Source organism: Haloarcula litorea (assembly GCF_029338195.1).
Taxonomy (GTDB): Archaea; Halobacteriota; Halobacteria; order Halobacteriales; family Haloarculaceae; genus Haloarcula; species Haloarcula litorea.
On record NZ_CP119779.1, the window covers coordinates 755,859 to 776,007 of the forward strand.

Below are 20,149 nucleotides of genomic sequence, written 5' to 3' on the forward strand. Positions count from 1 at the left end.
CAATATATTATTATACGGACGCAATCACAGTAATCATTTTTTACTATAGATGGGCTTGAGAGGGGGGTCCGAGTGTAACGCGTATGTTTAGAGGCACGGACCCGACGGACTGATCTCTGGAACGGTCTTGACTCCCACTCAGTAGATACGCGTACGGTTCTCACCCTGTGACGTGGTACCGGTTTGACCTCCTCTGTTAGATTTCAACCACCGCGTCGCGCGTTTCATCCTATCGCTAGTCGGCACGAGAGGCCAAAGAGACCTATTTTATGTATTAAACGCGGGACGCGGGCAGTTTCTCCGCGCCAACGTTTCGCTCGTAAATTGACCCGGACGGAGTATCTCACATAGCTGATTGGCTACTGCAGAACAGGAACGACTCGTTGAATCATAACGAAAGTGAATGCTACGTATCCAGCAACTCGGATCAGACCGATCCATTTCCACCACCCTGCGTCGGACAGTTGCGGTGCGAACACTTCGCTCATAGCCAGAAACCAGAGGAACCACGCGACAAATATCGTCTCCGGATCGAGCAACCCGAACAATCTCAGGAGCAGCGGTGCGATCGCGAGGAATCCCAGCTGGGAGAGCAGATAGAGCCAGAACTGTTGTCGGACGCGTGATGCGGCCTCGGTGTTCAGTTTGTTCACCATATGTATCGCTGAAGAAGGTCTTATTTACAGACACGTGGTAGGTCAGAGGACTTAGTAACGTCGGACGTGCGGTCTGTCGGACCGAGGTAGAAACCACGTAATTGGAAAAGTGCGTTCGGAATTTCGCTTCGACCTTCTGTCCGCACTGCAGATCCCTCAGGCCAGGTGTCAGATGACTGCATCGACGATCGACCTGAGGTTCTCCTCGATATTCCACTCAAATTTGAATGCGAATACTCCGACTAATGCAGTGTAAACCACGGCGCCGACACCAACGAGGGTCACGAACTCGAGGATTCCTGCTCCACCGGGGAATAACTGGTCAACCCGTCCGACAGCAACAAACATCCCGATGCTGGCTACCAGCGGATACACGATTTCTTCGGCAAAGCGTCGGTACGACCCCTCTATTGAACGAATAATAAGATACGTGTCGATAGGCAGCATCGGGAAGAGATACACCGCCGAAACGAGGAACGCAGTCCCCTCGATGCCAAACCGATTGGTCATCGGAATGACCAAGACCGCGAGGATAGCGACTCTGAGTGCAGAGAGCTTCGTCACGTAGTCGGGGCGGCCAATCGCCTTCCAGAGCGGCCCCATCGTCTTCCCGAGTGCCCTCATAAGCCCGTACCCCGCGAGCAGTTGCATAACGACCACCATCGCGATCCACTCCTCGCCAATAAATGTCAGAATGAATACCTCTGCGACAGCCGCTATGCCGAACGCCATCGGGCAGGCGATGAACATCGTCATTTGCAACATCCGGTAGTACGCCTCACGCATCGCAGCGATATCTTCCTGTAAGGTCGAAAACGCGGGGAACATCACGTTCGCAATCACCTGGGTGATTTCTGTCGCCGGGGCGTTCGACAGTCGGTAAGCTGTCTGGTAGAATCCCAGCGCGGTTGACGTGAGTAGCCATCCGACGACTGCGTCATCGCCCTCGCTGTATAGGAAATAGAGTATCGAGTTTGCCGTAATCCACTTTCCGAAGTTAATGAGTTCCTTTGCGTACTCGATATTAAACTCTGGCCAGGGACGGTAGTCGTGCGCAAGATACGAGAATACGATCCTGAGAAACCGGGCCGAGAGAAGTCCAGCGACCAGTGCCCAGACCGTTGGAGAAACTATCGCCCACGCAAGCGAGACGACAAACCGGGTAATAGATCCGCTCATCTGATAGAGAAACTCCATATGGAAGTTCATATTCTTCTGGAAATACACGACAGCGGGATTCCGAGCGGCTTCCAAAAGCGGTGAGAGAGCGAGAACTTGGACGACGAGAACTGCACGCGGTTCGTTGAATACGGAGCCGACAAGCGGAGCTATCGCGATCATTATCCCCGCGATGAGCGCCCCGCGGCTGAGTTGCATCAGCCACATCGTGTTTATATAGTGGTCGATATCGTTTTCCTTGTCCTGAATTACTGCCGCGTCAAGACCCAGCTTAGAGAATTTGTTGAGTCCGCTCAAGACCAGCAAGGCGATTCCGAGCAGTCCGAAGTCACTTGGATCCAGGAGGTTCGCGAGGATGACGACCATCACCAACTGGAGGCCCCGTCCGACGAAGTTCATAGCCCCCATCCACGCGCCGCTCAGAACTGTCTGCTCAACGATACCTCCGGTCGGGAGTAGTCGTCGGACGAGCGCCCGCAGTTTCTCTTTCATACCTGTCTGTGGATGTCTCGTGCTGGTTCAGCTCCGACGGTGGTCTGGCTCGGAGCTGGCACGGATCGGTGAGTCGATAGGCCAGTCAAGCCTGATCTTTTTAGTTCGGTACGCCACTCAAGTGAGGACCCAGTTTCTTCGTAACCCCGATTCATATCGTATTGTACCAGATATCCACGTGGTGGTCTGGGCCGTACGATTTCCCGACAATATCCGGAAGTCCGTTGCCGGTCAGGTCAACTGCACTCGCTTCGTGTGTCTCGATCCCAGTATAGACAGTCCGCTCCGTGAACTCTCCGTCACCGCAGTTTGCAAAAATGACGTGCCTAGGCTCTTCCTGTTTCCCCAGCCCCATCTCGGCAACGTAGATGTCGAGCCGGCCGTCACCGCTGAAATCCGCAACTTCGAGCGTGTGTGGACAAAAGAAATCGTCTCCCAGCACGTGCTCATCCCATTCAGGCGGGTCGAACCAAGCGACCCGTCCCGGATGTGTCCCTAGATGCGGAGAGTCTCCCTCCGAGAGCACCACCTCTAACTCCCCGTCGTTGTCGAGGTCCGCGACGGCGAGGCGGGTGTTGTCCCACCCAGATGCGATCTGCTCCCGGCGCCAGCCAGCTGCGGTGTCTGGGTCACGGTGGAATATGTGAGGGCCGGCAATAATCTCGGTCTGTCCATCACCGTCGATGTCGACAACCGCTACGCCCTCGACTTCGAGGGTGCCGTCAACTACGTGCAGGCATCGATCCGGCCACGGTTCTTCGCGGGGGTTTGACGGGATATCGTAGTAGAATACCGTCTCATCCTCTTGTGAGAGGCCGACAACTTCGGGGTCCCCGTCGTTATCGACATCGGCGACGAGCAGATCGTGGTACTTTTCGAACCTGCTCGTGAGCAGATACCGGTTCCAACGCGTGCGTGGGTCTGAACCTGGCTCAAACCAGTATACATCCGTGTTGTTCAGTCCCTGTCCAGCCACCACATTAGGACTCCCTGAACCCGTTATATCGCCGACTGCGCCGCCAACGTCAAGCGCGGGAGTGAACGAGACTTCGTGGCGCTCGAACCCCGGGTTTTCATACCAGAATAGATTGGACTCGTCGATCCCGAGCCCGGAGCGGAGCGAACCCGTGGGAACACCTGCTTGCTCGGCGCGCCAGAGATACTCTTTCCCGGGGAACCCGTCACCGTACCCGCCGACGACGATGTCATCACAGCCGTTCCCAGTAAGATCGACCGCGAGACAGAACCCGAGTTTTACGCAGGGTGGTTGGTCGTCGACTCTCTCGTGTCTGAATTCCACCATTATATCGGTACTCACCAACAACTTCAGAGTAGACGCGTAATCAGTAGTCGCCTCCTATATCTAGATCGGCGGGCAGTCCGCTGTCTGCGATGTTATCCATATCCAGTTCGCCGTTCAGATATTGAAAATATTATATGGCGAGTCTTCGACTGTCCGCAACCCGATTACTGTGCTGGATTCGGCTATGTAGCCGGTCATATTATACGTTGTATTTCCCCTCAATTGAACCGACATAATATACTCGGCGGGGACATACTATCTAGTTGAAGAGATGTGGATTCTCAGATCGCTACTGATCAGGACCTCAGTGGGGTCCCGACTGTGAATCATTCAGTCGGCATAGCCGAGTTCCTTTAGACGGTCCTTGACGACACTGTTGTCGACATTCACTTCATTCTCCGACTCTGCGGCGACGATATCCTTCCGCTGACCGGTTTCGTGGATCAGCCACGGCACCTCGACCAGTTCATCGGTGTATATACCTGCGGGGTGTCCGAAACAGCGACTCAAAGTCGGGCCGCTACGCTCTCCGAGGGCCTGCCCGTGGTCTGACGTCACGACAGTTTTCCCCTCAAGTCGCTCGATCAACTCCTTCACGTAGGGTAACGCAAGCTGCAGGTTCTCACGATAGGCTTCGCTAATAACATCTTTCGAAACCGATACTTTCCCGTCCCTGACTTGCTTCCAGAATGCGAGGCTATCGAGGTTAAAATGCTTTTTTCCCGTTGGTCCAATAAAGGGGTAGTGGGGTTGAATGTAGTGAACAACTAAACGCTTGTTGGGGTACTCGTCTGCAGCCCGTCTCGCGTACTCCGTGACAGTCTCGGGCATTACGGTCCGATAATCATCGTTCCAGCCGTTTTCGTCCCAGATATTCACCGTTGCGTGTAACGAGGGAGAAATAGAGTCGTGCCTGTAGAGCTGCGGGTTCGCAGTTACATAGACAACATCGTTCAGCTCCCGATGGCCGAAGTTCGCTTTTAAAAACTCGACAGTGCTTGAGCCGCGAGACTGGCGGCTCTCAAGAGAGCCCGGCAGTGTGTTCTCATCTTTAAATAAGTCGTATCGGCACGCGTCAAGAATGAGGATGTTGTCCCAGTCGGCCGCAAACACGTCAATCCCGTCTCTGTTGTACTCCCACGTGTAGAGCCGTCGGTAGTAAAGCCGGTTCAGTTCACGGCGGAGGATATCGGGATTCCGGATTCCCGTCAGGATCTGGTTCAGTGAGTACATTAGCGAGCCCTATGCCGGCGCGTGGTTATTATAATATCATTCTTAATTGAGACAGTCTGTTGCTGATTTCCGGGGATCTGACTCACCCTTTTTGTACGGTAGATCCGCAACGGACCCTACATCTCCGCACCTACTGTCACGTCTGGCACCGATCCTGGTCGTTAACGGGTGAGCGGTGTCCTCGTACTCAGCTAGGGCTCAGGTACCTCACTCGTCGTAGCCAAGCTTCCGCAATCGGAGTCGGACATCCTCGGTAACTTCGACGTTTGAATCGTTGCTCTCTCTTTGCGTGACCGTCCGCAGGTGTTCGTCGAGTTCCGACCGAAGGGTCGTATATACGTTGTTATACTCTTGCGTGTGGAGCGTGACTTCTGTCTCTTCCCGTCGTCGGTCGTACAGTGACTCCTCACCCGTCTCGAGATCCCGTATCAACTTATACCGGCCGTCGGTTGCCATCACACCACCATCGGTCTTGTCGTAGCTCTCAACGAACACGACTCTCTCCCCCGACTGTTCTTCAATCGACGACAGATCGATTCCAACAGTAGACGCGGGTGGCTTGACCCCAGCAGCCCTGAGTATTGTCGGAACTATATCAGCGTTTGTAACGGGAGTCGACACTTCAATCGGTTCGATGTCAGTGCCTCGGACCAGTAGTGGGATGTGAACGTTCTCCTCGTAGAGCGCACTGCCGGGATGAAAGACGTACTCGTGTTCGTTGAACGCTTCTCCGTGGTCTGAGGTGAAAACAACGAGCGTATTGTCGAGTCCGAGCGTCCGGTCAAGACGGTCCAGCAGGTCCCCGAGTTCCCGGTCGAAATATTCGATCTCTCCCCGGTACAGTCGTTCCAGCGTGGCGATGTCTTCGTCGTCGGCATCGCTGCGCAGGTCGTTGACCTTATGGAACAACTTTACTGCTTTTCGACGGCTGATATTCTCGCTGACGGTCCCCTCGTGTGGGTAGTACGGGTTATGTACGTCCATATAGTGAACCCAGGCAAACACAGGCCGCGAGCACTGTTTTACCCAGTCAATAACGGCGTCGTTGAGTTCCGAAGCCGGTTTATAGAGGTTGCTCCCCAGCTGAACCCCGAGCTTCTTTCCGGCGTTTTTGTACGCCCAGAAGATGGCTCGTGAGAGCCCTCGCATCGTTACCGCCCGTTCAACCATCGTACTGAATCTGGCGCTCACCGCGCTCTCGGTATCGGAGATCCCCCCTGTGTCCCGGCCTAAATAGTAGTCAAATCCACGGTCGTAATTGTATGTCGGACTGAGGTATGTATTCGTATGGAACCCTCCCGTGACATAGCCTGACTCCGACAGTAATTCTGCCACGTGAGGCCTGTCTTGTTCGAATCCGTCTTCCGGTGAATCAAACGTCCACGGATATGTCCCACTTAGGAGCGATAGAAAGGACTGCTTCGTGTAGGGGGCGTTCGCGAACGCGTTTGGAAAACTACGCCACTGATCGCTTATCGAGGAGAGAGTCCCAATCGAGTCCGGCGCACGTGGACCGAAGACGTAGTCCGCTCGCAACGAATCTACCGTGATGAAAACAATATTCTTCATTCGTATCGGCTGTCTGTGTGTTTGGGGATCCCAGTCGTCTCGGCTGATGCCTGAATCGGTATTCCGGATTTTGTCGACTGGAACCGAGGGGTCACAGGCCGTTAGATATCCCCGAGGCGTTTAATAATGCGGATGCTAATCCACCGAGGAGCGCGGATTTCGAGTTATACTCCCCGCCACTACAGGTGCTTACTCCCGGCTGGCGAAGTGGTAACTGCGTATTACCACCAGACAATTTTTGGGCGATATCACCTCTCTCCCGACTTTCGCTACGCTTCTACCAGTGTCGTAGTCGAACAGGAGCGGTCCCCGGGTAGTATATCATTACTGCATTATTAACTGGTAACTAAATAAAGGTAAAACGTCCCTATACTGGTCATTTTTGCGAGTGTGTGGTAGGAACGACTTATTCAAGGTCTCCTTACCTCAGACACTGTATGCAAGAAGACCAATCGCCGAAAGAAGTCGCCACTGCAGACTCCCAAGTGACCCGTCGGCGCGACGGATGTTACGGTAATAAGGAATCCGCCAACGTCGATAAGGACGACCTTACCCGCCGAAATTACTTGGTGGTCGGAGTGATGTCTATCGTGTCGGCGCTCGGGTTCAGTTCCGGACTGGTCGCGACCTCCACGCCTGTTAGCGCACAGTCTGAAACCCACACTCTCGATTTCAGTCGCTACGCACAATGAGTACCGAAAACATCTCAGATTTCGGTGCTGTGCCGAACCCAGATGACCCTGATTTCTCGTCGGCGAAGCAGAATTGGCGAGCAGTCTTAGACGCAGCGAATGCCGCTGGAGATAATGGGACAGTGTACGTGCCCGCTGGCACCTATTATTTCGCGCGCGACAACCGCTCCTCGTTCTTCGAGTTCGGTGGTGCTGAGCCACGCGGTATCTCAATCCGAGGCGATGGACCCAAGAAGTCGACACTCGCGGTCAGTCGACACACCGACGACGACGCCTATCCGATCCAGACGGGCTTCTACTACGCCGACGGAGTCGACCACGGAACTGTCGAGATAGCTGACGTCCGCCTCGACGGAAACTACGAGAACCTCTCGAATCTCCGGGCGAAAGGCGGCGGCTCGCGCTGCATCAATATGAAGGGAGCGGGTGACGCCCATCTCACTCGGGTCCACGTGCGCGGATGGTATCAAGAGGCCATCCTGGGCCGGGATATGCTACGGTCAGTGGATTATTGCACGTTCGAGGAGACAGCCATCGCGGACCATAATTACTCGAACGGTGGTCACATCGGTCACCACATCTCCACCCACGCATCGAAGGGAAACCCTCTCGAAGTGACGAACTCGCTATTCGTCGACTGCTCGGGCAGCGCTATCGACGTCCGTTACAACGAGGGCGAGATCCGAATGCACGACTGCTACGTGTCGGGAACCGGCGCGAACCTCTGTAAACTGAGCGCGAGTTCGCGCTTCGACGTCCGACGCGTCTACCACCGCGCCAACACCCCGTCGCTCGAATCCAAACTCGACGCGATCGACGGCGAAAACTTCTACGGCCGGTGTTTCGTCCAGCGCATCTCCGACCGAGCCGACGCAACACCCACCCTCTACCTCCAGAACGTGGAAACCCGCGATCATATGGGCTATGCGATTCAGGCCGGCGCTGGACAGCTGGTTCTCGAGGGAGATATGGTCGCAATCCACAACTCGACGTTCTCGATCCCCGACGAAGTCCTCCGGGATCACAGCGATAGTTATTTCACGAACGTCAGCGTGGACCGGCTGTCGATCCACGACTGTAAAGAGAACTTGTTCGGGACACAGCACTCCGACGGGACCATCGCCACGCTCACCAGGGATAATAACCAGAGCGGACTCGGGAGTCCCGGAAACATCACCATCAAATCTGACAATCCCGGTGGGACTCCCTTCCAGCCAGCCACCCCTGCAGCGAGCGAGGTCGGAATAGCCGCCAACACCGACGGGTCACCATCGGTTTCCTGGCAGTCACCGACGAACAGCGTCACAGAGGGTGACGTGGTTCATCTTCAAGTGGAAGCGAGCGACAGCGAGGACAGCGACGATTCGCTGACGGTCGAATACCGAACCGATGGCGGCTCCTGGTCGACGATGGCCTACGATTCGAACACCGGGACGTACGAGGCCGACTGGGACACCGCGACGATCTCCGACGGCACGCACACACTAGAGGCCCGGGCAACCGACTCTGCGGGTAACAGTGCAAGCGCAAAAATCGAGATAGCTGTCAGGGGTCCGGTTTTCAACGACTGGACGCCACGCTGGGAGAGTTCCCACGACGACTGGAGTATAATTTCCGGCTCCGAGTTCACTGGCGGGTACGCTCTCGCGTTCGAACACAGCGGGGGCAACCGGACACGCTACGGCGCGTCCTACGACACGGTCGGCAAGCCCGCCGACGTCGAACTGCTCGACAAGTTCCGCGTTCCTGTCTTCAACTCCGACAGCGACCTCGGCTTCCACGCCCGGGCGTACCTCCGTGCGTCGGTTTCCGGCGGGAACGAAAACGGCTACTGGATTGAAGTGGAGAACCGGCGGAACGCCTTCCGACTCGGCAAGTACACAAACGGAAGCACAGCCACCCTCAAACGGTTCGGAACGCCGGTAGAAGATACGTTCTACTACCGACGGTTCCGAGTGGAGGGAGACACGGTGAAAGCGAAGATTTGGCAGGCTGATCAGTCCGAACCGGCCGACTGGGACGTCACCCTAACCGATACGGACCACTCGAACGGCTGGGTCGGACTGGGATCGTACGATGCCGGTCGAGTCGAGACGGACGTGTTCAGTGTCGCGACAGGCGGTGCCTCGGCGCAGTTTGCCGGCGGCGACGAAACGACCAAGCAAGACGAAAGCCCCTCGATCTCGTGGCAGTTCCCGTCAAGTGGGAGTACGCTCGGTGGTACAGTGAGTCTGCGAGCGACGGCAAGCGACAGCGAGGACAGCGACGATTCGCTGACGGTCGAATACCGAACCGATGGCGGCTCCTGGTCGACGATGGCCTACGATTCGAACACCGGGACGTACGAGGCCGACTGGGACACCGCGACGATCTCCGACGGCACGCACACACTCGAGGCCCGGGCAACCGACTCTGCGGGTAACAGTGCAAGCGCAAAAATCGACGCGACGGTCAAAAACGCGCCAGTCGTCGAAGAGTTCAGCGTGACTCAGACGAAAAACCAGGACTGGAACGAGTACGAGATCGACTGGTCGGTCGCGGATTCGAGCGCGGACCTCGATATGGTCGTTTCCACGCTCCGACACAACGGTGCAGTCGTGTCGGCACAGAGCACCCGAATCAGCGGTGACAGCGCGAGCTACCTGCACGCGCTGCGTGACAGGGGCACCGCTGACGAGATTCGACTCACGGTCAACGACACCGAAAACCGGACTCACACCGAGAGCAAAACCCTCTGAAATCGCGCGAACAGCTCGCTTTCGGGACGGAGCATCTGATTACACCCTACGGAGCGTCCGTCTTCGTGACACAACCAATCGTCGTGATCCGGAACACGTGAGCCAAGCTCGAACGAGAGGGGATGCTCCTTCCGCTGGTCCGCGGTCGGTTCACCGTGTTACCGTTATTTGACGCCAGCAGTGACGGATCTGAGAGTATCTAGTCTATACTTTTTCTACTCGAGGAAGATTTGCGGTATATGTATCACGCGGTCATCAGCGCGGCGAACCACCCTGACCCGTTCAATCCGTATCTGGGCGTGTTCAATTACCGTTCTATAAAATCTCTCAGCGAGACGGGCGTCAGAACCGACGTGATCTCCCCGCGTCCGACTGCCCCGCCAGTCGGGCCGTACTCGGAGTTCGGCAACATCCCTGCGAAGTACAGCTATGACACACACGAGGTACACTACCCGCGGTTCGCCTACCTGCTGCCGCAGAAACTGTTCAAATACACACTGTCGTCGTGGTCGATCTCGAGAATGGTGCCAAAGTTCACCGAGCGAGAATTCTCGACGCCAGATATCTGTCACGCTGGCCACATCCACTACGACGGGTATGCGCTGCTCCCATACTGTCGAGATCACAACATCCCGTTGACTGTTATGGGTCGAGGAAAGATTCTAAACAATTACCACACCCTCTCCGAAATCAGTAAGCGGAAAGTCAGGGAGACGCTCGACTATGCGGACCGGATTCTCTGTGTGAGTGAGTCACTTGCCAAGATAGCGGAAGACATCCTCGACGAACCGAAGGCTGTTGTCCTCCCGAACGGGGCCAACCCATCCCGGTATCCGACAGAGAGAAAGGCGCAGATACGTCGCGAGCTCGGGGTGAAGCCAGAGACGACACTGATCCTGTTCTGCGGCGGCTACACCGAGCGGAAGGGAATTCACGAAATCCGTGCGGGGCTGGACCAGATACGGCACGAGGACGTCCAGTTCGTGTTCGTCGGCCACTATGGCGACCTCCGAACTCGTCTTATCGAGGCGCTCGAGACAAGTTCACACGAGGGGTACCAGGTACTCTGGAAGGTTCCGCCGCTGGCCCTGCGGAGGTGGTTTACTGCTGCGGACATCTTTATCCTCCCGAGCCGCGCGGAGGGCAGGCCCAACACTGTATACGAGTCGATGGCTAGTGAGACAGCCGTCATCGCCTCGGATGTATCGGGCATCCCGGAGCAGGTCGTGGACGGGGAAACTGGAACGCTGATCCCGCCTGAAGACCCTAACGCCCTCGCGACAGCTATCAATAACCTCATCAATAACCGAGAGATGCAGAAGCGTATGGGGGTTAATGCCCGGGAGCGACTCGTCTCCGAAGGCTGGACCTGGGAGGCACACGCTGAGCGGCTATCCAGTATCCATAGGTCGATACTCGAGGAGGGTGAGCGACCGTACCCGAGAGAAGAAGGCGAGCGTTCTAGCCCCAATTCACCGCGGTGAGCGGAAGCGACACACCGGACCCCCTCTAGAATTCATTCAGTAAGGGGGCGTAATATATTATCGGTATGAGCCGAGGCATCGGGTCAGGTCCGTGTAACGTGTTTCTGAATGAACCGTTCATACTCGTCAAGCACTGCGTTCGGGGCGAAATCGTTCGCTCGGTCGCGCAGTCTCTCGCTCCCACCGGGGTCGGCTAGTGTTTCCACGACAGCATCTGCCAGTCCAGCGGAGTCACTGACTGGTACGAGCCGCCCGTAGTCCCCGTCGTCAAGGATCTCGCGCGGCCCGCTTGGGCAGTCGGTGGAGACGACCGGACACCCGACCGCTAGCGCCTCGATCAGCACGGTCGGCAATCCTTCGTACCGTGAGGAGAGGAGAAACACGTCCGCCTGATTCATATATTTATATGGATTTTGGACAAAGCCTGGCACGGACACGACATCCGAGAGGCCGCGCTCGTCAATAGTCGTCAGCAACTCCTCCCGGTGCGGCCCCTTTCCCACGATTACCGCCCGGGCACTGGGAACCTGGTTGTGCACCTGTTCGAACGCTCGAAGCCATATTCCAAGATCTTTCTGTCGTGCGTGCCTGCCAACGAATAAGATGACATCGGTGTCGTCATCCATTATAAACTCGTGGTCAACCGGTTCCTGGGCGCTCTCCCTGATCGCAGCCACATCAACAGGATTGTGCAACACAGACAGGTCCTCACTCTCGACTGGTGTCCGGTCGACGATGCTGTCGCCAACGCCACGCGAAACGGCGACAATCCGATCAGCCGCGGGATATAGCCGCGGCACAAGCCGATTAACGACGACATCTTTCGTGGTCCCGTTAGTGCCCTCGCCGAACGCCGAGTGGTGAGTTGGAATTATAGCTGTGTCGACATCCATATATCTATTTATCGCGAGACACACCACGCTCGGATGCGCCAACTGTGGGAACAAGACCGCCGGCTCGCTACGACGGAGATATGTGACGATTGCCGGCAGGTGAGCGGCGACCCCCAGCACGGGGGTCCGAGATGGGGGCAATTCAACGACTGTCACCAGCTCCGAGAGTTCGGACCGCAGTTCACCCTGCAGTCGCGAGACGAGCAAGTCAACCTCGTATCCACGGGTAACGAGGCCATTCACGATCGTGACGGTGACCTGTTCAGCCCCACCGACAGACAGGTCAGGAATGAAAAACGCGAGTCGCGGTCGGTCTTCACCCGTCAGCTCCGCCACTGGCCTCGTCTGGCAGTCCGTGTCGGAGGAGGGCTGGTCTGTGGCGTCCCGGTCACTTGTCGCTGGCACCTCCTCATCCGTGGCGGCTGCCAAACGCCGCAGGGCTGTCAGGAAGGAGCGCTCACTACAGTCTGTTCGGTTTGAGGGAGGACACGTCTTTTCATTCCGAGATCCCGTGATGTTCATTCTCAAAATAGTACGCTCAATAGGGCTTGGTTATAGACCAGTTAGTCGTCGAAGCGGCGTCACAGTCGTAGTGGGCGAGGGTTACGATCACCGCTTACCGAAGGAGTGAGCGGACGTGGTCCAGCGACCGACGTACTAGACCAGCAGTTTCGTACGTCCACTTACCACCGAGCGATGCGACGAGGTGTGCGTGGACTGGCCGATGCAACGGATTTGCCAGAAATGCCAGTACGAAAAATTTTCGTGCCTCGCGGTATCTCCCCGCTCGTGCTGCGGACCGGGCCAGCGACCTGCGCATCGAAGCGAGAAACGTCTGGGTATAATAGAAACCATGTTCCTCGGCCAACGAACGGTGCTTTGCTACGAACAGCGGATATGCAACGTCGCGCTTCTGCTCAAATTTCTTTGTGATGCTGTCCGGTAGGTCGGTCTGGCGGTGGGTTAGCGGGTCTGAGACGGCGGCGAATTCACAGTGCTGGGCCAGCCGGAAAAACCATTCACGGTCCTGCCAAGCGGGAAACCGCTCGTCCGGCAGTCCGGCGGTACTGATGACATCAGTGTCAACCATTACCGACGAGAACTGCCCAAAAGTCTTGCCTGTCAACAGCTCTTTGACAACGTTCCCTTCCGCCGTCGGCCTGGTGACAGTGGTCCCCGTCGGTGCCTCCTTCCGCACGCCGGTGTAGACAACACCCGTTTCAGGGCCAGCCCGCTCGAATGCACTGACTTGCCGGCTGATCTTCGTCTCCACCCACCAGTCGTCGTCGTCCAAGAACGCGATGTACTTCCCCGTTGCCGCACGAATTCCGCTATTACGGGCGACATTCGCTCCCCGATTCTCGTGGTGCCGGACGAACGTCACGGCTTCGAGACGGTCGAAGTCCATCCCCGCCAGCGTCTCCGAGACCGGCGTCGGCGATCCATCGTCGACGATATACAGTTCGATGTTCTCGTACGTCTGGTCGAGAACGCTCTCGATCGCTCGCTCGACATATTCGTTCCGACCGTAGGTCGGAAGGACGACACTCACGAGCGGCCGTCCCCCATCTGCCGATACGCGACGTACGGTCATTGTACTACCGTTTCGGACCCAGGTATTTGAGTAATTCATAGTTACCCGAGGATTCTAATCGTACGGACCGTCGTGTGAGATGTCAGAGGCGAATGAACTTGACACCTAGTTGGATACGATCCACATCTGATTGACTTCCGTGTATTCCCGTACTACGGTCCAAGTATGTTGTTTCTGTTTTATCACGTATCCTCAGCCGTTTCATCTCTTCATAAATATGTGATATATAACTATACGAGACGCCGTCGAACGTATGACGTGCCAGCGGTGTTAAGTCAGTTCCCTCTCGTAAGTAGCCCGACCATAGACTGTGCTATGAACTCGTGTCTTGGCTGAAAATATGGAGGACGATACGGAGTCAATCAGTGATCTCAGCCGCCGAAAGATTCTCACCCTCATCGGCACGTTGTCAGCCCTTCTGGCCAGTATCGTGTTGTTTTTTGACGAGGTCCCGTATGTCGGCGATACTGAGCCGGGTACTGATTCAGAAACTGAAACGCCCGACAAGCGCAACCCAACACGGACGGAAACGCACGAACCAACCCAGACACCAAGCGGCCCACCCGGCGCTGTGAGTATTCGGGAGCACGGCGCAAGGCCAAACCCTAATGATCCGAGCTTGAGCGCCGCGGTGCGGAACTTACGTGCAATCCGGCGCGCGGCTGATGCCGCCGGCGCAAACGGCGATATTTATATTCCAGCCGGAACGTTTTATTTCGGCGCCGAGGAGGAGGGATTCTCGCCGTACGTTATCTTTGGGAAGGAGGATAGGCTACCTCCAGGAATCTCCATCTACGGCGAGAGTGCAGTAAAGTCGACACTCGCGGTCAGTCGACACACCGACGACGACGCCTATCCGATCCAGACGGGCTTCTACTACGCCGACGGAGTCGACCACGGAACTGTCGAGATAGCTGACGTCCGCCTCGACGGAAACTACGAGAACCTCTCGAATCTCCGGGCGAAAGGCGGCGGCTCGCGCTGCATCAATATGAAGGGAGCGGGTGACGCCCATCTCACTCGGGTCCACGTGCGCGGATGGTATCAAGAGGCCATCCTGGGCCGGGATATGCTACGGTCAGTGGATTATTGCACGTTCGAGGAGACAGCCATCGCGGACCATAATTACTCGAACGGTGGTCACATCGGTCACCACATCTCCACCCACGCATCGAAGGGAAACCCTCTCGAAGTGACGAACTCGCTATTCGTCGACTGCTCGGGCAGCGCTATCGACGTCCGTTACAACGAGGGCGAGATCCGAATGCACGACTGCTACGTGTCGGGAACCGGCGCGAACCTCTGTAAACTGAGCGCGAGTTCGCGCTTCGACGTCCGACGCGTCTACCACCGCGCCAACACCCCGTCGCTCGAATCCAAACTCGACGCGATCGACGGCGAAAACTTCTACGGCCGGTGTTTCGTCCAGCGCATCTCCGACCGAGCCGACGCAACACCCACCCTCTACCTCCAGAACGTGGTATCGCATAACCTGACAAGCTACGCAATCCAGTGTCGTATTGGTGAGTTGATGGTAGAGGGTGATCAGGTACTCATTATGAACTCCAATATGCGGAACGATGATGAAGTGTTGCGCGACAGGAACGGCGGTAAATTCAGGGACGTAGCTATCAATCGGCTTTCTGTTCATAACTGTAACGGAAAGGTGTTTGAGACAGAACAGTCCGGAGGGATTGTGAAACGTCTTTTCCGCAGTGGTAATTCCGGGGGCCTCGGTGATCCAGGTGAGATAGTTATTGAGTCAGACAATCAGCGTCCGACACCGTTTGACCCGACTGTTCCCATCGTAGCGGATGTCGGCGTTACGGGATACTACCGTGGTGCCAGTTCACGCTCCTGACGGTGACTCCGTTTTGAGCCGATGAACGGTTCTCGAACTCGATTAGTTTCTCACTCTGTTGCTGTACCGTTGACGAAGTACAGCGTGTAGTCCCCATTATCGTAGATGCGGTTCGTAGTTCGATCACGTTCGAGTCTTCTGAACTCTCCAGGCGTGAACCGCCATTTACTTCTATAATCGGGAAACACCGTTGGATAAACAATACGTCCTTTCCGTGTTATTGTGAGATATACGTCGCTCTCATAGCTTGCACCCAGATACGTGTTGTTCCGATAATTGAAATGGGCTGGAACCGGCTGTCTTGTGAAGTTATTCGATGCACGAACGCCGAACTCGGCATCGTGGTAGCGCTGGTGCGGAATTCCAATAACAGCAAGGTTTTCCGTTCTGTTCCCATTTTCCAGTAGCCACTGCGTCCCCTCAAGTTCCATTTCGGTGACCTGCGGGTTTCGCTCCGATCCAAGGGGCGATTTATACACGCTGAAGGTCGACAACGCAGCTGTCAGTAGCAGCGCAACTGTGATGATAGTCCAGAACCCCGTCTCTGTCCCGGGCCACCGATCGGTCCAGTCGATGTACTCCCAAAGGACATAGAATAACGGTCCCGTAAGCGTGATGGCGCAGATCTTCGCTATCTGGAATGCCCGGCCCGGTCCGACGATCAAGTCCATCAATAGGAATAAAAACCCGCCGACGCCGAAGATAAACAGCGTCCCCGAGAGAATGAGTGAGTACGTGTCGAGGATCATATTTCTCCGGAACATCAGGAATACTGCGGCCGCAACGAAAGCAAGGCCAAAACCGATCAGTAAGAACTCTATGCCGTACTTGAACGTCGCAACCCGAAGTATGTCAATCAAAGGTGGCGAGGCTTCATTTATTGTCGATCGATATCGCGATGCTGGCGTAACGCCGCTGTTGGTCCCCAACAGCGTGAAGTAGAGCTTCCTGAAGCGGACTATAATTCCAACAAAGTTGAAATACCAGGACAGGAATAGTGCAAGTGAGAGCGAAAGAACGTTCGTCGGGCTGGCATATCGCTTCCGTATTCGAGGCGCGTGCCTGCCTGCCAGGGACAGCATAAAAATCCCTATTACGAAAACCGCAGTCAGTGGATGGTACAGCAGCTGCGCAATCAAGACGATAACGAAGGCAACCCGTACCGACCGTGTGGGAGTGCGCTGACCCTTGAAAAAGAGATATAGTGTGAGAGGAATCAACATAACACTCAGGTCGAACGGCCGCATTCCAAGATGTGCAAACCGAAGAACGGGCAGCATCGCGAACGGGAGCCCAAGTAGCACCTCTTTCCTGGATGTAAATAACGTAACGAGCAGATAGAACAGCGACCCGAAATACAACAGCGAGAATACCACCGGGAGGAGCATAGCAACCGTCATCAGATCGAGTCCCGTCGCATCAGCAACAGCAATCGTGAGGAGGTGGGCCGGCGGATATATGTTCGGTCCTATCTCCCCATATGAAAATATATCTATTACGAATCCAATATGTGACATCGGGTCAGTTCGCCCGTACATCGGGTATCCACGGACAAACGGTAACAGTAGGATCAAGAGGTTTGTAAGAATTATAATAGGCAGCCCTAACAACCAGGAGTGATCCTGCTCCGACCTCGCGCTCAAGGCTATCGCAAGGGCCCCAGTGGTCAGCGCGCCTATGATCAGCACCCAAAAGTGTACAGGGTAAGCGGCGTAGAGGGATATCTCGTACTGCTCTGCTGGAGGAGTGACTATCGCGATGGCAGTCGCGGCGAGTAGGAACGTGAGTCCGACGAACGAGAGCCACCTCGATATCCTCAACTGCATATTCCTATTCAGTCCTCTGAGTTTCCTTCACTTGACTGCGGGCTCTCGACCCAGACGTGGACCTGCCGGTAGGCGCGGTCTGAAATCACTCCACCCGTCTCTCCTCTCGGAGGTGGTCCCTTGAACAATAAATACGAGAGTCTGGCGTCATCTTCGGCCGATACTGGACCAACTGTATGCGTGAGCTTAGTCTCCTCGCCAGCCGCGAGACGAATATCAAACGTCTGTAACTGTCGGAACGCGCGGACATTACCCTCTTCGAGCAGCTCTAGTACGGCGACGACTGTGTACTCCGTCTCTCGTCCCTCATAATTCGAAATTCCGATCTGCAGTGTTTCAGGTTCCGCGAGCGTGATTGGGTTCGAGTCGGCACCATCGTCCCCACCGCCGGTAGTGTCGGTGATGAGGTAGAACTCGGTGAACTGTTCTCCCGGGTGGGAGGTTGTCGCCGCATATCCGATACCGGCCCCCGCAATCAGGATGCCGATCGAAAACACGACAGTCACTGATGACGCTCGTCGGTATGCTGTAAGTATACTGGCCCCGTCAGGAGTAGGCCTGATAATTCCGGTCGTAAACCGTTCTGCCGGTGTGACGTTCGTACGTCGAACCGCCGCAACCACCGCTAATGTCATCGTCACTATTCCGATGGTGCTGAGGAAAGTCTGCGGTTGCACCCCCAAGGGGCTGGAAATGAGCACGAGACCAACAATTGGAACTAGACAGACGCTCAACCCAATACTAAGAACCAAGCGTTCAACGATCGAAATTAGGTGCCGTGGTGCCGGTCGCTGGTTTCGCTCTTCGCTGAAATAATATCCGACGCTGTCAAAGGCGTCAATCCCGATATGATGCCCCGGAAAAAGAGCTGATACAACGGCATACCCGGGTATGAACAGGATTGCCAGTAATCCGAGCTCGAACCTAGCCGGTGAACCGCCGATCAGTCCGAGTCCAATACCAGTCGTCCACACCCCGAGTAACGCCACGACGACAAGGTCAAGCGGAAAAAACCTCGAATTTCCCGCCGGTTGCGAGCTTTCTGCCATCACAAATCCACAGCACACACGGCCTCAAGAGTAATTGCCTGTTAATGCTGGCAATCGGAACGGCAGCGGCAGTACGCAAACGATCGTTTACCGTTGAACCATATGTGATTTCCAACTATATGTAATATTTTCGCTTAGTGTTATTTCAACTGAAATTTGCGATGGAACTGTGGTTGTACTCGAGGTCCGTCAGAGGAGGGTTCGAAATTTATGCGTCCATAACAATAACTGTGGGTGAAATATGTTCTATACTGATAATATGAGCATAATAGATAAAATGACGAGACAGACCAAGTCCCGGTTGGGACAGCAGGCGCTTCGATACTACGCTCAGTCTGGATGGCTGGGACTGGTATCAAAATCTACTCAGTTTACGATGACTGACCTACTGAAATTCGATATTGACAGTTATCTCGATAAAAGATGTCTGAGTAGAGACGATATATTTGAATCTTTATCAGACGATAAATTTATGTACTATCATTCAGATGAAGAAGTTCAAATCGGGAGCCCGATCCATCCAGGACCGATACCGAAGGAATTTCGCAACAGGGTAGGTACCTGCCAGCGAGAGCGGCCGTTTGTCTGTGAATTACGAGATATTGACATCACGGGACCGACAGCAAACGTTAAAACGGCGGATGGTAAATATGTCCCCGAGGCTCAAGGAACAAGTAACGTACAGCTGTTCCAGAGCATTCTAATCGAAGAGATATCGAGAGTTGGTCCTTCTCCACCAGCGGATAATATTGACCTAGGTGTTGTTTTCGACAACTCTCGGGCCGATAACTATGCTCACTGGGTTATGGATTTTCTACCGCGGTTGAAAGGTGTAGAGGAGTATATCGAACAAGCAAACAGGGAACCCACAATTATCATCGGTGCCGAGCCGCCGGATTGGAAGCTTGATTATCTAGAAATTTTTGGATACGAATCAGGAAATATATTTCAGTATGACGGTGGGAAATTACATATTGATCGATTGGTGGTCCCGTACGGAAAACGGTATAAGTTATCACTAATTGAGTGGGTGAGAGACAGAGTGCTAGAAAATATAGATATCGATGCAGGGAACTATCCATCTAATATATACATATCTAGAGATGATGCTCTCTGTCGGAGGGTGATCAACGAGAGAGAGCTCATGGAACTGCTGTACAACGAGGGATTCGCAAAGGTTGAACTCAGTAAAATGTCGCTGGAAAATGCAATTCGGTTGTTCGTACAGGCGGAGAAGATTATAGCCCCACACGGGGCTGGACTGGCGGATATTATTTATTCAGATGATGTTTCGATCATCGAACTCTACGGGGCGAAACACAAGCCGTGCTTCTTTCACCTCGCAGAGATTCTCGGACACAGGTATGGCTGTGTTCCGTGTGTGGCACACGGAGAAGATCTGATAGCGAATATAGATCAAATAGAGGAGATGATACAACAAGTGTGAGACTGAGCACGCTACTGCTCACCGGGACGCGATTTAACTCTTCATCAACTTGTATTGAGACAGTTTCAGCCTAGTATCGCAAACGGAAGTTTGAGCTGGAACCAATTAGCGGCCGCTGACAGTGTTGAATCGG

At 55.0% G+C, this 20,149-nt stretch carries 14 protein-coding genes; 5 read left to right on the plus strand and 9 right to left on the minus strand.

Annotation, left to right across the window (positions count from 1 at the left end; genetic code table 11):
* Positions 1-359: 359 nt before the first annotated feature.
* The 5 genes from P0592_RS04020 to P0592_RS04040 form a co-directional block, all read right to left on the minus strand.
* Positions 360-656, minus strand: a complete 297-nt coding sequence (locus P0592_RS04020) for a DUF8044 family membrane protein (protein WP_276272982.1) — start codon at positions 654-656, stop codon at positions 360-362.
* 168 nt (positions 657-824) lie between these two features.
* Positions 825-2,327 (minus strand): lipopolysaccharide biosynthesis protein, encoded by a 1,503-nt coding sequence (locus tag P0592_RS04025; protein WP_276272983.1) that lies wholly within the window; start codon positions 2,325-2,327, stop codon positions 825-827.
* A gap of 151 nt (positions 2,328-2,478) precedes the next feature.
* Positions 2,479-3,630 carry an FG-GAP repeat domain-containing protein gene (locus tag P0592_RS04030; protein ID WP_276272984.1) on the minus strand — a complete coding sequence of 384 codons (1,152 nt, stop codon included), beginning with the start codon at positions 3,628-3,630 and terminating at the stop codon, positions 2,479-2,481.
* 330 nt (positions 3,631-3,960) lie between these two features.
* Positions 3,961-4,863 (minus strand): alkaline phosphatase family protein, encoded by a 903-nt coding sequence (locus P0592_RS04035; RefSeq protein ID WP_276272985.1) that lies wholly within the window; start codon positions 4,861-4,863, stop codon positions 3,961-3,963.
* A gap of 207 nt (positions 4,864-5,070) precedes the next feature.
* Positions 5,071-6,432 carry a sulfatase-like hydrolase/transferase gene (locus P0592_RS04040; RefSeq protein ID WP_276272986.1) on the minus strand — a complete coding sequence of 454 codons (1,362 nt, stop codon included), beginning with the start codon at positions 6,430-6,432 and terminating at the stop codon, positions 5,071-5,073.
* 437 nt (positions 6,433-6,869) lie between these two features.
* Here P0592_RS04040 and P0592_RS04045 point away from each other — a divergent pair, with 437 nt between their 5' ends.
* The 3 genes from P0592_RS04045 to P0592_RS04055 all read left to right on the plus strand — a co-directional run bounded on the left by P0592_RS04045 (position 6,870) and on the right by P0592_RS04055 (position 11,346).
* Positions 6,870-7,124 carry a hypothetical protein gene (locus P0592_RS04045; RefSeq protein WP_276272987.1) on the plus strand — a complete coding sequence of 85 codons (255 nt, stop codon included), beginning with the start codon at positions 6,870-6,872 and terminating at the stop codon, positions 7,122-7,124.
* Positions 7,121-9,862 carry an Ig-like domain-containing protein gene (locus tag P0592_RS04050; RefSeq protein WP_276272988.1) on the plus strand — a complete coding sequence of 914 codons (2,742 nt, stop codon included), beginning with the start codon at positions 7,121-7,123 and terminating at the stop codon, positions 9,860-9,862. The genes P0592_RS04045 and P0592_RS04050 overlap by 4 nt, the downstream gene beginning before the upstream one ends.
* A 239-nt stretch (positions 9,863-10,101) precedes the next feature.
* Entirely contained in the window at positions 10,102-11,346 is a 1,245-nt protein-coding gene (locus tag P0592_RS04055) for a glycosyltransferase family 4 protein (protein WP_276272990.1), read from the plus strand.
* A gap of 83 nt (positions 11,347-11,429) precedes the next feature.
* Here the strand turns inward: P0592_RS04055 and P0592_RS04060 are convergent, their stop codons facing one another.
* Entirely contained in the window at positions 11,430-12,668 is a 1,239-nt protein-coding gene (locus tag P0592_RS04060) for a glycosyltransferase (RefSeq protein ID WP_336406668.1), read from the minus strand.
* Between the two features lie 187 nt (positions 12,669-12,855).
* Positions 12,856-13,791, minus strand: a complete 936-nt coding sequence (locus P0592_RS04065; protein ID WP_276272991.1) for a glycosyltransferase family 2 protein — start codon at positions 13,789-13,791, stop codon at positions 12,856-12,858.
* A 382-nt stretch (positions 13,792-14,173) separates the two neighbouring features.
* Here P0592_RS04065 and P0592_RS04070 point away from each other — a divergent pair, with 382 nt between their 5' ends.
* Positions 14,174-15,694: a right-handed parallel beta-helix repeat-containing protein gene (locus P0592_RS04070; RefSeq protein ID WP_276272992.1), complete on the plus strand. Its 1,521-nt coding sequence runs from the start codon at positions 14,174-14,176 to the stop codon at positions 15,692-15,694.
* 50 nt (positions 15,695-15,744) lie between these two features.
* Here P0592_RS04070 and P0592_RS04075 read toward each other — a convergent pair whose 3' ends face one another.
* Both P0592_RS04075 and P0592_RS04080 read right to left on the minus strand, forming a co-directional pair.
* A complete protein-coding gene (locus tag P0592_RS04075) occupies positions 15,745-17,520 on the minus strand; it encodes a hypothetical protein (protein ID WP_276272993.1) in 1,776 nt (591 codons plus the stop codon).
* An 8-nt stretch (positions 17,521-17,528) separates the two neighbouring features.
* A complete protein-coding gene (locus tag P0592_RS04080; protein ID WP_276272994.1) occupies positions 17,529-18,569 on the minus strand; it encodes a DUF1616 domain-containing protein in 1,041 nt (346 codons plus the stop codon).
* 259 nt (positions 18,570-18,828) lie between these two features.
* On the opposite strand from P0592_RS04080, the gene P0592_RS04085 reads away from it, so the two are divergent.
* A complete protein-coding gene (locus P0592_RS04085) occupies positions 18,829-20,016 on the plus strand; it encodes a glycosyltransferase family 61 protein (protein ID WP_276272995.1) in 1,188 nt (395 codons plus the stop codon).
* The last annotated feature ends 133 nt before the right edge of the window (positions 20,017-20,149 follow it).

Bases quoted from the DNA above. Each gene is read 5' to 3' on its own strand.
- P0592_RS04080 (WP_276272994.1), bottom strand. From the start codon at position 18,569: ATGGCAGAAAGCTCGCAACCGGCGGGAAATTCGAGGTTTTTTCCGCTT.
- P0592_RS04025 (WP_276272983.1), bottom strand. From the start codon at position 2,327: ATGAAAGAGAAACTGCGGGCGCTCGTCCGACGACTACTCCCGACCGGA.
- P0592_RS04020 (WP_276272982.1), bottom strand. From the start codon at position 656: ATGGTGAACAAACTGAACACCGAGGCCGCATCACGCGTCCGACAACAG.
- P0592_RS04055 (WP_276272990.1), top strand. From the start codon at position 10,102: ATGTATCACGCGGTCATCAGCGCGGCGAACCACCCTGACCCGTTCAAT.
- P0592_RS04045 (WP_276272987.1), top strand. From the start codon at position 6,870: ATGCAAGAAGACCAATCGCCGAAAGAAGTCGCCACTGCAGACTCCCAA.
- P0592_RS04040 (WP_276272986.1), bottom strand. From the start codon at position 6,432: ATGAAGAATATTGTTTTCATCACGGTAGATTCGTTGCGAGCGGACTAC.
- P0592_RS04050 (WP_276272988.1), top strand. From the start codon at position 7,121: ATGAGTACCGAAAACATCTCAGATTTCGGTGCTGTGCCGAACCCAGAT.
- P0592_RS04085 (WP_276272995.1), top strand. From the start codon at position 18,829: ATGAGCATAATAGATAAAATGACGAGACAGACCAAGTCCCGGTTGGGA.
- P0592_RS04075 (WP_276272993.1), bottom strand. From the start codon at position 17,520: ATGCAGTTGAGGATATCGAGGTGGCTCTCGTTCGTCGGACTCACGTTC.
- P0592_RS04030 (WP_276272984.1), bottom strand. From the start codon at position 3,630: ATGGTGGAATTCAGACACGAGAGAGTCGACGACCAACCACCCTGCGTA.
- P0592_RS04035 (WP_276272985.1), bottom strand. From the start codon at position 4,863: ATGTACTCACTGAACCAGATCCTGACGGGAATCCGGAATCCCGATATC.
- P0592_RS04070 (WP_276272992.1), top strand. From the start codon at position 14,174: ATGGAGGACGATACGGAGTCAATCAGTGATCTCAGCCGCCGAAAGATT.